We start from the raw sequence: 11,512 nt of genomic DNA on the forward strand, positions 1-11,512 counted from the left end.
ACAACGAAGTCGGCCGCCCACAATACTCAGCCAGCGGCTCCGCCATCGGGCCCGTCGAGGAATCCAGTACAAGCTTGGGGTATCACTGGAATCCTCATGCTGCTCTACATGATCAATTACAGCGACAAGTTGCTATTGGGACTCGTCGCGCAGCCACTGAAAGAAGAATTGGGAATATCGTCCGCACAGCTCGGCTTTGCGGCAAGCGCATTCTTCATGGCGTTCACTATCGGTGGGTTCTTTGCTGGCACCATCAATCGTTTCGCCGCGCTAAGATGGTCGCTCGTCATCATCGCCGTCATCTGGGCGGCAACCATGTTTCCGATGGTTATCGCTGGAACGTTCGCTGTCCTCCTCGTGAGCCGCATCATCCTCGGCTTTTTCGAGGGGCCGTCAGGCGCTCTGATCCTTTCCGCGACATACACGTGGCATCCCGTCGAGAAGCGCGGGCTTCCGAGTTCTCTGATCTCGGCAGCGAACTCCTTCGCCAAGATCGCGGCGGCACCAGCTCTGACCTGGGTAATCGTCACTTTTGGCTGGCACTACGGATTCCTCGCTCTGATGACCGTGGGCCTGCTGTGGTGCGTTCTATGGCTAGTCACATGGAAGCCCGGCCCGTATGCGAGTGTTAAGAACGTTGCCCCAGAAGCGCTGGCCGAAGCCGCGCGGACAAAAGTTCCGTGGACACGGATCTTCCTGAGCCGCACGTTCCTCGGTGCGCTTGCAGCCGCAGTTCCAATGTATGGGCTCATCACTGTAGTCCTGACCTGGCTTCCTTCCTACTTCGAGATCGGTCTCGGATTCTCACGGCTTCAAGCTGGGTCGATGTTCGGCATTCCCAGCATTGTTGCCTTGTTCGCCATGTTCATCTCAACAGCGATCACTGACAAGATCATGAGCCAAGGCGGCAGTTCCCGTATTGCTCGTGGCATTGTTCCGGGAATTGGTCTCATAGTGTGCGGGCTGTCGATGCTCGTCCTCCCACTCATCCATGTACCGATCGCAGTTGTTGCTGCAGTTTCTTTCGGGTACGGGATCGGATGCATCGTCACTCCGATCACTAACGCGGCAGTCTCACAGATCTGTCCTCCGAATCAGGTAGCGGGGGCTCTAGGAGTATTCCTTGCCCTGCAGGCAGTCGCAGGAATCATCGCACCTCCGATTACTGGTGCAATAGTCGACGCAGCATCGTCACCCGCAGCTGGCTATGCTCAATCATTCCAGGTGTTCGGAGGCGTAGCTATCGTCGGTGCTCTCGTCGCAATGGCTCTCATCAACCCAGCCAAGGACGCCAAGCGTCTCTTGATCGCCGAACCCGACAAGAGTGCAACGTCCGAGGTTCACTGAGCAATTTGTTTATTAATGTGGTGCCCTGCCTTCGGACCGGAAGACAGGGCACCACGTCTATCGCAAGCTGAAAATGACTGCGGCAACTTGCGGCTCCGCCCAGTTGCTCAGTCATGCTCTCTTGGTCATCACGAACACCGTCACCGTGCTCCCGGCAAGGTCGATCCACAGCTTCCCGTCATCGCCCACACCACCCGTGGCCTGCGGCGAGCTCGGGCCACCCGACGGGCTCGGAGCGCCCGACGCCGACCCCGGCGCCCCATCTCCACTGAACGGCACATCAGCCGGCAGCGGATTCGCCGGCACCACCTGCGTCGCACTTTTCACATCATTCGACGCCCCGTACACCTGCGACGCCGACGAAACACTGAACCCCGACGGCATCGACAGCGTCACGGGATTTCCACCCACCGAAGCTGCGTCGTTCGCATTGATCACCGTCGTCACCAGCGTGCGACCGTCGTTCTTGACCACGGTGTAGGCGCTCATATTCCCACCGCCCGTAACGTCGGTCGAAGTGAACTCCCCACCGACGCTGGGTACGAGCAGCCGCAGCCCGAGCATGTTCGGTCGCACCTGGAACTCGTTCGATTGATCCCCGCGATCGGCCGGATCGCAGATGAGCGACATCGGTGCTCCGCCTTTGCAGGCTCCGAGCATCGAATGCATGGCCATCCGCTCGACGCCGAGGGTCGCCGCATACAGCGTGTAGTCGGCCGCCCACAGCGCCGAGGCATTCGTCAGTGACGTGTCATTCGTCCCCGGGCAGCTCGTCGGCCCGGTCTCCTCGAGCCACAGCGGCACACCGGCCGCATCGGCCTTGGATTTCCCGATGCCGAGGTTCTTCTTCGCCGCCTCTTTAGCCAGGGGAACGATGAGGTTCGCGGCCTGCGGGCCGCGACCGGGCACCTTGGTGGAGTCGCATTCGTAGAGCTGATACCAATGCTGCGCAAGCGCGGTCTTGTTCTTGACATCAGAGTCCAAGAAGGCCGTCATCCACGCCCCGTCGTAGACATCGGGACCGATGATCGGCGCCTCGGGCCGTTTCGCATGGATCGCCTTGGCATACGCCTCGAGCTGACCCACGTACTTGTCTTCGTTCCAGCCATCCTCCCGGACGGCACCGTCGGGAACATCGTCGACGGTATAGCCATTGGGTTCATTCCCGATCCCCAGCCCGATGAGCGAATCGCCGAGGATGTCGACCGCATGCGCGGCCATGTCGGCTCCCCGCTCCGGATCGTAAGTGCCGAGGGGAACTCCGAGGGTGACCGTCGACCCGGTGGCGTCGACGAGCTTCTTCAGCCTCTTGAGGTCATCAGGAGTGATCGTGGTCTTCTCGCCGTGCTTCGGCGCCTCCCCCTTCGACGTCCAGAACGTCCTCCGGTCGAGGGCATTGCCGGCGAACCGCAGCGCCGGAGACCCGAGCGCTCTCAGCTGCTCGTCGAGATTCGACTTCGCCGGGTCGAGCCGGGGGTCGGCAAGGTCGGTGGCTTCGAAGGAGACTCCGATGTTGTCGGACCTGAAGCTCGGTCCCGTCTGCTCAGCGGTCGTGGTGATCGATGCGGCATCACCGGAGGCGCTGTCAACATTCGCCTGCTCGAATTCGGTCGGCGTGGGGCTCGGATCCGGGGTCTGTTCTGCGGACGGCGTGGAGTCGTCCGAATCGAACCACGAACATCCCGACAGCACGAGGGCGAGCGCCACCACGCTGCCCTGGATACTCCTACTGAGGTTCACGCCAATAACTCTGCCCTGTCCCCGCAGAATCGACAACTTCCACAGTGCCTTTCAAGAGGCCTCCCGTCCGAATCCCCACCCGCCGAGGCGCCCGCCCCACGCCCATGGCATCGTAGTGCTGGAGATCACGCCACCTGAGCCCACCGGAGGAGAGGAACCGCCATGCCCGACAGCTTCGCCCGGCCCTCCCTCACTCCCATCCGCGGGGCCTTGGGTATGTCGGTGGCGATGGGCATGGGCCGGTTCTTCTATACCCCGGCCCTGCCGCTCATGGTCGCAGCCCTCCACTGGAGTTCGGCTCCCGGCGCATGGATCGCGACGCTCAACTACGTCGGCTACTTCATCGGCACCCTCGTCATCGCCCAAGGTTGGGTCGAACCCAACAGGTTCGTCTACCGCCTCAGCCTCATCGTCTCCACCGTGGGTCTCGCCGCGGTCGCCCTGACCCCGAACCTCATCTGGCAGGGCGGCATCCGCACGATCGCCGGCATCGCCTCGGGGCTGATCTTCGTGTGCGTGACCCAACGGATCCCTGCGAACTCCCGCCGGTCCCGCGACGGCGGCATTTCGTATGGCGGGGTCGGCTTCGGCATCCTCGTCTCCGGAGCCATCGTGCTCGCCGCCGGCAGCGTCGCCGACTGGCGTCAGCTGTGGCTCATCTGCGCGGCCGTGTCCGCAATCTTCTCCATCATCGCCTGGACCTGGCCGATCCCCGCCCGGATACCCCGACACACCACCCCCGCCGAGGCGGCCGACCCGACCTCAACCGACGACCCGACCGAAACCGCCACCGACGATCCCGCCGAGGCGGCCACCCCCTTCGACGCCAATCGCCGCCGAGCCATGGCGATCCTCTCCACCGGCTACTTCTTCCAAGGCGGCGGCTACATCATCATCGGCACCTACCTCGTCGTGCTCGCCGGTCCCGTCTTCGGAGCAACCGCGGCCGCCTCGACGTGGCTCATCGCCGGGATCGCGACGGCGGCCTCTCCCCTGACGTGGGCAGCGGTCGCAGCCCGCATCGGCACGGTCAAGGCGCTGACGCTCTGCTACTGCCTCCAGGTCTTCGGTGCCCTGCTCGCCGTCTTCGGCTCCACCCCGATCGTGCTGATCATCGCCGCGGCGCTCTTCGGCTTCACATTCATCGGGGTGGTCATGATGACGATCGGCGTCGGCACGCAGATGGGAGTCGCGAACGCCTCAGCGAAGCTGACGTCCTGGTACAGCATCGGTCAGATCGTCGGCCCGGCCGTCGTCGCCGCGGCCCTGAGCGAACACATCGCCGCCGCCTTCATCGCCTCGGCGATCGCTTTGGCAATCGCCATGGCGCTGACCTTGGTCGGCGTCCTCACCGGCAACGTCGACCGCTGACGCCGGGCGATCGGGTCGGCTCTCTCACACCGCCGTGGTCCTGCCGAAGATCCTCCTGTCGGGAGGGGAGGTGTCGCTCGCGGTGTTTACACTGTAATCTTCTCGGCGAGTGTTGTTTATGGTCGGCAGACTCCGCGGATGAAGCAGCATCTGGAATCGCATCCGCTGGCAGACCAAGAAAGAGACAACTCTCCAACGTCGGCTGCGCGCAGCCTCGGCGTCGATCAGATTCATCACCGGCTCTCGAGCCGGTGATGCCGCACTCACAGTGAAACCGATAGGAAGTTGAATTATGGCTATTGTTCTGTGGATCCTCGCAGCGCTGCTCGTCATCTCGGGCGTCTTCGCAATTCTGCGCAAACAGATTCTGTGGGGCGTCGTCCTCATCGTCGTCGGCTGTCTCGTCGGCCCAGGAGGGGTGAGCATCTTCGCCTGATCTTCTCCCGCCTTCACGTGAGGTGTCATTCCCGGCAGGGAGGCCTCGCGTGAAGCCGGGAACGACGGCCACACCTTTCGGTGCACCGCTGAGGAGGACAGGCTCCGACTCCGCTTCGGCAGGAAAGCACCGTCGCTTCACGTCAGTTGACGCAAGTAGCTGCTGAAGCCCCCGTTCACGCGACCGGACAGACGAGCAGACGTGAGCACTCTGCAGTCATCGGTTCTGCGTCTTGTTAGCGGTCTGCGCATTGCTCGTGACCAGCTTCCTGAGATCATCCTGGCAGGAAGGTTCGTTCCGCCAGGAGGCCAGAGGCATTGAAATCATCCCGGTGACCTGTAAACGATGCTGTGTGTTCTTGTCACTTCTTTCTGGAGTCGCTGGACGTGTCCTCATCAGCCATCAGGAGTTCCGGCTGACATCATCGGTGTCCGGGTCGTTGTCGGTGTATACCCGCTGTCGCATCCGCTGTCCGTGAGTCAGTCGCTTCACATCTAGGTCTGAGTCGAAGCTCGCACCGATACCGCCGGCGACGACGCCCATCGCTGCACTCAACCAGGCAATATCGAGATAGTTCGCCACCGTCGCCTCCTGCCGGATCTGGGCCGTCATGAACTCGGGATCGATGACGACGAGTCCACCCAGCAGAATGAGGACCACCAGTCCAGCGTAGAGCGCGAACACCGTGATCAGCAGCGTCAGGACGGTGGAGAGGTTGTAGTACATCACTACCGTGGCCAGGCTGTCGCTGCGTGGCTCGTCCCAGAGTTTGTGGTTGACGATCAGCCAAATAGTCAGGCTAACAGTTAGCCTGGCTACCAATACTCAGACTCTACATGGACTGGAAGGAATTGGCGACCGTGTCTACCGACGAATCCTCAACCAGCAGCGGTTATTGGTACTCCGAGCGGAGAACTGAATCAGCTGATTCAATCGAGCTGCTCAACGAGTTGCGGCGATACCGCGAGTCCAATGCCCTCATGCGCTCCAAGGTGAGGGAGGACATGGGCATGGGAGAAAAGGATCTGCTGGCTCTCCGGCTCCTGCTTTCCGCACAGGCACAGGGGCGAGCAATGCGGCAGCGCGATCTGGCCCAGAATCTGTCCATTCAGCCTGCCTCTGCCAGTGCTCTGGTGGACCGTCTCGTCAAGGACGGATATGTGAAACGAACGCCTCACCCTGACGACAGGCGCTCAATCGCCGTGGAACCCACCGACTTGGCGAGTCGTGATGTGCGGCGGACCCTCGTAGACATGCACGCCCGCATGCTGGACGTCACTGATGCGATGACTCCCCAGGAGCGAGGTGTCGTCACTCGGTTCCTGCGTGACCTCAACCATGCGATGGACAAGCGCCCGGAGGATGCCGGCTCATCAACGACGAGCTTCACCGAGATCCGCCAGCCGGGGCACGCCTCGGCCGAGACCAGCTGAAGCGCAGCGCAGCTTTGAATGCTCGGGCGGCCAAAGCCCGTACTCGTCAGCACGATCATCGCGTTGCTGCTGAACCAGCTCACCGAGCGTTCTGCGGTGAAGACAGGCGTCGGCGTCATTTGCCTTAGAACTTTCTCGGCGCCGGGTGGTGCCTGTCAATGATCGTGTGGAGAAAGGCAATGTATGAAACCGCTCACCAGCCGGTCACGGCAGGATGTGGTTATTGTCTTTCGGGGAGGAACGTGAGTGCGCCGCTGGTGAGTCGACGATCGACTCGCCAGCGGCGCATAGTCTGCCTGAACAGCGGACCTCAGGCCCTACCTGTCAGCTCTCGGGACGTCGATTCTCGGCGCTGAGGAACCAGGCCTGCTGCTCGAGACGCGCGATGAAGTCATGGAAGATGTCGGCGGTGGTCGCATCCGCCTCATCAACTTCATCATGCACCTGCCGCATCGTGGCCACGGCAGTCTCGACCGCTCGGACAGCGAGGTCAACCACGTCGCCGGTCAGCACTTCACCTGCCGGGAACTCCGGCAATGCAGTCTGCTCAGCGACCACAGCGGGGCGTCCATCAGCGGTGGCGTGGAGTGCGCGCATACGTTCGGCGATTGTGTCGGCGCCCTCTCGGGCGATATCGACTACCTCGTCGAGGTTGAGATGAAGGTCCCGAAAGTTTGGGCCCACAACATTCCAGTGCGCCTGTTTGCCGACGAGCTGGAGGGCGATGAAGTCAACGAGAACTGTCTGCATGTTCTTCGCCAACGCCGGCGACGCTGCGAAACCGCGCTCCGCGTTCTCAGTCCGTGTCGACTCGCTCCCAGCCGGCTGCGGAACTTTCACTGTCTCAGTCATCTCTGTTCCTTCCTGATTCCCACGGTCAGTCACGTGGCTCATTTTTCTGTGGCGTGAAGTCTGACTTCAGGACCGTGCGTGCAGTACTCAGTCACCCGGCCATTCGCCGATGAACTTTGTGAACACGTTTGCCATGCCCCGATCGACCAATGCTTTCACCAGAGCGAAGAGCGCACCCTGCAAAGCGGCTGCCACCAAGATCTCACGTAGCCTGTGCTCAGACTCCAAGGCACCGGGAGCATCGGCGTTGTCACCAGGGGTGGCACGCTTCCAGATCTGTTTGAACACCACCCCCGCCAGGGCACCACCAACGACGCTCCCGACCAGTCCGAACGGACGATACAACAGTTTAGCCGCGGTATTGCCGGTTTTGTCATCGGTCTTGACCATGTCTCACTCTCCTACGAGTCATCATTTCCTGTCAGTCGTTGCGAGTCGGCTGGGCGCTTTCGCCTCGGGTCTTCCTCAGGGCCCGTGCTCTCCGAGCATCTTTGGCGTCCTTCCGCTCTGCCTTATCCAGTGTCGTCGTCTCACGCGGAGGCAGTTGAATATCCTCTTCGGCCCGTATACCGCCCTGAAGCTGACGCCCGCGTTCGATTTCGGCATTGAGCTCAGCCCCCAGCAGCAAGGCGATGTTCGTGATCCACAGCCAGAGCAAGAAGATGATGACTCCTGCCAGGGACCCATACGTCTTCGCGTAATTCGAAAAGTTCGCGATGTAGAACGCAAAAGCCGCCGAGGCCAGCACCCACACGACAATCGCGAAGACCGATCCGAGACTGATCCACTTGACCTTCGGCTGTCGAACATTCGGTGTCGCATGATAGAGCAAAGCGACCAAAGCGATCACGATGATGAGCAGAACGGGCCATTTCGCGATCTGCCAGACCAGCAGAGCACTCGAGCCGAACCCGATCGCACCACCAACCGCCTCTGCCACCGGCCCCGAGACTACGAGGATCAACGCTGCGATGACAACCAGGATCACAGCGGCCAGGGTGACAAGAAGCATGAGGGGGCGAAGTTTCCAGATCGGGCGACCTTCACGTTTCTCATAGATGCGATTCATCGCCTTGCCGAAGGCAACTACATATCCAGAGGCCGACCACAGAGCCACGAGAAGACCAATGACGAATGCCCACCCCGCCGACGAGTTCTGTGCCAACTGCATCAGAGTCGGCCTCAGCGTATCCGCGATGGATCTTCCGCCAAGATCGGTGATGATGCCGGTGACCGTCTCAACCGTCTGCTGACTTTGGCCCACCAGACCCAGGATCGACAGAATCGCCAGAAGAGCCGGAAACAATGCGAGAACCAGATAGTAGGTCAGACCAGCAGCTAACTGCAGGCAGTCATCGCCGAGGAATTCCCGCAGTGTCTTGCCCGCTACGTACTTCCACGTCGGTCCGGTCAGCTTCTGTGGAGTATCAGGTTTGGTCGGATGCTCAGCTGCGACACCGTGCCTCGAATCCTTCGCCTCGTCATAGGAGACCGGACCAGTATCATCAGCATCCACACGCTCATCGCGACTCGACCGCCGGTCAGAGCGTACCGGAGTGCCGGATGCTGACCGTCTCCTGCCGATCATCGCCGCCACCCCACCGCAACAATGACAGCAGTCAGGGCCAGGCCCGAGGCGATCATCAACGGCGCAAGACTGGCCCAGTCAGGTCGAGACCTCGATGCCAGATGGGTCTCTACCGTCGAGTCCGGTCCGGCTCCGGCAGCCGCGGAGGTGGTCGCATCGTCGTAGGAGAACACAGACTTCACTGCACCGGTGGCTGCTGAGAGCTTCTCAGTCACCTTGTGACCCGCCTCGTCGAGGGTATGGGTGGCGTTGTCTTTGATCTCCTCGATCGTGCGCTCGGCCCGGGCTCTGACGTCGAATTTCTCGACGAGCTGGGCCAGTGTCTGGCCAAGCTGCTCACGGGTACGGGCAATGTCAGCTTCGACCTCGGCTTGGGAGGCGTCCGGACCCGGTCTACCCGACGACGAGTCGGGGCCCGCATCAATGGTGTCCGCCATCGCGGGCTCCTTTCTTCACTGTGTCCACAGAGCGCTTCGCACCCTCGATTGCGCGCTCGGGCACGGGCGTCGTCGCTGCGACCTTGGTCTTCCCGACCAGGACGGCAATCCCTGCGACAGCGAGCAGAAAAACAGTGACAATCAGACCCGCCAACCATGCCGGCACGACGAGGGCGAGGGCCATGATGCCGGTCGCGATTCCCGCACCGAGACCGAATAGGGCGATGATGCCACCCGCGCCGAGCAGGCCCGCACCAACGCCAGCCTGTTTGGCTTTCGCGCTCATCTCGATCTGCGCGAGCTGAATTTCATCACGGACCAGGCGTGTAGCCTGCTCTGACAATTGCGAGACGAGCTCAGCAGTCGAGACTGCGCTCGTTGGACTAGGGACATAGTCAGCCATCAGGCACCTGCTTTCGAAGGCGAGGGCGGACTGGACCCTCTGTTTCTGAGATAAGAGAATCGACACATACGCTGACCCAAAGCCCGTTCAGGACGATGAGCTGCAGAGGTTGATCGTTGTCGAAGTCTGCTAGGCGTCCGACTCGTGGCGAGGTGCCTGTGTCGGCGCAGCGCCAGGCGAGGTCTCCGCGCTGGTGTCAGTGAGTGAACTCCCACTGGAATCGCTGCTGTGTCGAGCAGCAGCATTTGACGCGGCCTCCCCCACGGACTTGGCTGCGCCTTGCGCGAAGTCGCCGGCCTTGTCGAGAGTATCGGCTAAACCGGTTTGTCCACGCGAACGAGCCTCATCCGCGGCTCCGGCTCCGAACTGCTTCGCTTTCTCCCCCGCCTGTCCGGCGATGTCAGGTGCATGATCTTTGACCGAGCCAGTCACAGCACCGATGAACCGCTGGACCTGAGGACTGTTCCACATCTCGCGGGTCCTGGCAACGAGGGCGTTGTACTGTTTTCGGCCCGCTCGAGAACCGAGCACGAACCCGACTCCGATGCCAGTCGCCAGGATTAGCTTCTTCTTCATGAAAATCGATCCCCTCATCTTTGTGCGAAGTCATCGTCGCGGGTAATCACCCATTTCAATGTGATGTAGATTACAGTATAAACACGTTTGGGGCGCGGATGGCAATGTCGTCAGTGCGCGTCATGGCTGGGCCACTTTCATCCCAATGCCCACGCGCAGTCCGGTACTCGGCCCTTATCTGCCCAGGGTCGGCAGGGCTGATGCAGACACGTCCGTTGGAGGCATGAATATGAGATTCGAAAGCCACAGAGAGTTCGGCTTCTTTGGGCAGTACCTTCTTCTGCTGGCAGAGCCTCGCAGGTATAGGTGGCCACAGACATAGAAAAATCTGATCATGTCAAGGCCTAGCGGACACTGTAATCGTTGGAACGCGAATCGCTCTGGCCTTCGTGATTCAAGTTTTCAGCTCAGCCAACCGCGCGGCACACGCCGCAGAGCGGAGTATGTGGCCGACCTGGATCTCCCCAGAGACGTCCTTGGCGACGCGGTGTCAAGAGAAGGCAGCCGTTCGTTGCAGATTCGACCGCGAAGCGCCGTGCACCTGCGCGCCGCGTCAAGCGCCTCGCGGCCGCGCAGGTTCAGTTGGAACGGTAGATCAAACGGCGACTGACCGGTTCGGTCAAGGAGCCAGAGAAAGCGGCTTTGACCTCGGTGGCCGGCCAGGTCCCATCACCGACAGTCAGATCCGCAACGCGATTCGACTCATCGACAGTGGTGAAACTGCTGCACAAGCAGCCCGGAACCTCGGGATCTCCACAGCTGCGCTTTGTCGAAAAGTCCGCCTACTCAGCGACTAACGCTATCATCGCACCAGGGACTCAGCCCAGCCCGGAGGCGATGTAGTCGTCAAGCTTGTCCGCGTCCCGGGCCGCTGCGACAGCCAATGCCTCGTTGGGGTCTTCGAGATGGATCACCAAAGCCGCGTCATCGTAGGCTCGCCCCGCGCAGATCGTCTCGCCATCGTTCTCACCACCGTCGATGATCCAGACTTTCAGATCCTGCTCTTCCAGCGCATCCCAGACATCCGCGGCTTGCTTCTCATAAGCGGGAGAGAACCGCTCGAAGACCTTCTCGACCTCGTCACCGGTGGGAGCCTGTGCCCGCCCAGGTCGGGGAAAGTCTGGTCGCGTCGTTATCTTTTCAGTGCTCATAATCACAATCTAGCACTCCCCGGTTCGGCGAGTGCCCATCAAACCCGACCACGTCGATGAGAGCCGTCACGGCCACGAGACAGAGGGCAGGCGGGGGGGGGGGGGGGGGGGGGGGGGGGGGGGGGGGGGGGGGGGGGGGGGGGGGGGGGGGGGGGGGGGGGGGGGGGGGGGGGGGGGC

At 61.6% G+C, this 11,512-nt stretch carries 13 protein-coding genes; 4 read left to right on the plus strand and 9 right to left on the minus strand.

Annotation, left to right across the window (positions count from 1 at the left end; genetic code table 11):
- The first annotated feature begins 96 nt into the window (after positions 1 to 96).
- Positions 97 to 1,347, plus strand: a complete 1,251-nt coding sequence (locus tag HK353_RS13345; protein ID WP_173156865.1) for an MFS transporter — start codon at positions 97 to 99, stop codon at positions 1,345 to 1,347.
- 111 nt (positions 1,348 to 1,458) lie between these two features.
- Here HK353_RS13345 and HK353_RS13350 read toward each other — a convergent pair whose 3' ends face one another.
- The gene (locus HK353_RS13350) at positions 1,459 to 3,087 is read right to left on the minus strand and encodes a hypothetical protein (protein ID WP_342589928.1); all 1,629 of its coding nucleotides are present in this window, start codon (positions 3,085 to 3,087) and stop codon (positions 1,459 to 1,461) included.
- Between the two features lie 162 nt (positions 3,088 to 3,249).
- On the opposite strand from HK353_RS13350, the gene HK353_RS13355 reads away from it, so the two are divergent.
- Together HK353_RS13355 and HK353_RS13360 are read left to right on the plus strand one after the other, a co-directional pair.
- A complete protein-coding gene (locus tag HK353_RS13355) occupies positions 3,250 to 4,458 on the plus strand; it encodes a YbfB/YjiJ family MFS transporter (protein WP_173156867.1) in 1,209 nt (402 codons plus the stop codon).
- A gap of 292 nt (positions 4,459 to 4,750) precedes the next feature.
- Entirely contained in the window at positions 4,751 to 4,894 is a 144-nt protein-coding gene (locus HK353_RS13360; RefSeq protein WP_172172188.1) for a GPGG-motif small membrane protein, read from the plus strand.
- Between the two features lie 402 nt (positions 4,895 to 5,296).
- On the opposite strand, the gene HK353_RS13365 is transcribed toward HK353_RS13360, so the two are convergent.
- Positions 5,297 to 5,716, minus strand: coding sequence for a hypothetical protein (locus HK353_RS13365; RefSeq protein ID WP_173156869.1), 420 nt, complete (start codon positions 5,714 to 5,716; stop codon positions 5,297 to 5,299).
- Positions 5,717 to 5,730: 14 nt separating this feature from the next.
- Between HK353_RS13365 and HK353_RS13370 the strand changes: the two genes are divergently transcribed.
- Positions 5,731 to 6,327: a MarR family winged helix-turn-helix transcriptional regulator gene (locus HK353_RS13370; RefSeq protein WP_173156871.1), complete on the plus strand. Its 597-nt coding sequence runs from the start codon at positions 5,731 to 5,733 to the stop codon at positions 6,325 to 6,327.
- 324 nt (positions 6,328 to 6,651) lie between these two features.
- On the opposite strand, the gene HK353_RS13375 is transcribed toward HK353_RS13370, so the two are convergent.
- The 7 genes from HK353_RS13375 to HK353_RS13405 form a co-directional block, all read right to left on the minus strand.
- Positions 6,652 to 7,179, minus strand: a complete 528-nt coding sequence (locus HK353_RS13375; protein WP_173156873.1) for a Dps family protein — start codon at positions 7,177 to 7,179, stop codon at positions 6,652 to 6,654.
- Positions 7,180 to 7,266: 87 nt separating this feature from the next.
- Positions 7,267 to 7,569, minus strand: coding sequence for a DUF4235 domain-containing protein (locus HK353_RS13380; protein ID WP_173156875.1), 303 nt, complete (start codon positions 7,567 to 7,569; stop codon positions 7,267 to 7,269).
- Between the two features lie 31 nt (positions 7,570 to 7,600).
- On the minus strand, positions 7,601 to 8,767 hold the full coding sequence (locus HK353_RS13385) for a YihY/virulence factor BrkB family protein (protein ID WP_217278470.1): 1,167 nt from the start codon (positions 8,765 to 8,767) through the stop codon (positions 7,601 to 7,603).
- Positions 8,764 to 9,204: a DUF3618 domain-containing protein gene (locus HK353_RS13390; protein ID WP_173156876.1), complete on the minus strand. Its 441-nt coding sequence runs from the start codon at positions 9,202 to 9,204 to the stop codon at positions 8,764 to 8,766. Before HK353_RS13390 ends, HK353_RS13385 begins: the two co-directional genes overlap by 4 nt.
- Positions 9,188 to 9,607 (minus strand): phage holin family protein, encoded by a 420-nt coding sequence (locus tag HK353_RS13395; RefSeq protein ID WP_173156878.1) that lies wholly within the window; start codon positions 9,605 to 9,607, stop codon positions 9,188 to 9,190. The genes HK353_RS13390 and HK353_RS13395 overlap by 17 nt, the downstream gene beginning before the upstream one ends.
- A gap of 129 nt (positions 9,608 to 9,736) precedes the next feature.
- Positions 9,737 to 10,183 carry a hypothetical protein gene (locus HK353_RS13400; protein WP_173156880.1) on the minus strand — a complete coding sequence of 149 codons (447 nt, stop codon included), beginning with the start codon at positions 10,181 to 10,183 and terminating at the stop codon, positions 9,737 to 9,739.
- 818 nt (positions 10,184 to 11,001) lie between these two features.
- Entirely contained in the window at positions 11,002 to 11,334 is a 333-nt protein-coding gene (locus HK353_RS13405; protein ID WP_173156882.1) for a hypothetical protein, read from the minus strand.
- Positions 11,335 to 11,512 lie beyond the last annotated feature (178 nt).

Source organism: Brevibacterium permense, from assembly GCF_013280495.1.
GTDB lineage: Bacteria > Actinomycetota > Actinomycetes > Actinomycetales > Brevibacteriaceae > Brevibacterium > Brevibacterium permense.

Bases quoted from the DNA above. Each gene is read 5' to 3' on its own strand.
- HK353_RS13345 (WP_173156865.1), top strand. From the start codon at position 97: ATGCTGCTCTACATGATCAATTACAGCGACAAGTTGCTATTGGGACTC.
- HK353_RS13355 (WP_173156867.1), top strand. From the start codon at position 3,250: ATGCCCGACAGCTTCGCCCGGCCCTCCCTCACTCCCATCCGCGGGGCC.
- HK353_RS13360 (WP_172172188.1), top strand. From the start codon at position 4,751: ATGGCTATTGTTCTGTGGATCCTCGCAGCGCTGCTCGTCATCTCGGGC.
- HK353_RS13370 (WP_173156871.1), top strand. From the start codon at position 5,731: ATGGACTGGAAGGAATTGGCGACCGTGTCTACCGACGAATCCTCAACC.
- HK353_RS13375 (WP_173156873.1), bottom strand. From the start codon at position 7,179: ATGACTGAGACAGTGAAAGTTCCGCAGCCGGCTGGGAGCGAGTCGACA.
- HK353_RS13380 (WP_173156875.1), bottom strand. From the start codon at position 7,569: ATGGTCAAGACCGATGACAAAACCGGCAATACCGCGGCTAAACTGTTG.
- HK353_RS13385 (WP_217278470.1), bottom strand. From the start codon at position 8,767: ATGATCGGCAGGAGACGGTCAGCATCCGGCACTCCGGTACGCTCTGAC.
- HK353_RS13390 (WP_173156876.1), bottom strand. From the start codon at position 9,204: ATGGCGGACACCATTGATGCGGGCCCCGACTCGTCGTCGGGTAGACCG.
- HK353_RS13395 (WP_173156878.1), bottom strand. From the start codon at position 9,607: ATGGCTGACTATGTCCCTAGTCCAACGAGCGCAGTCTCGACTGCTGAG.
- HK353_RS13400 (WP_173156880.1), bottom strand. From the start codon at position 10,183: ATGAAGAAGAAGCTAATCCTGGCGACTGGCATCGGAGTCGGGTTCGTG.
- HK353_RS13405 (WP_173156882.1), bottom strand. From the start codon at position 11,334: ATGAGCACTGAAAAGATAACGACGCGACCAGACTTTCCCCGACCTGGG.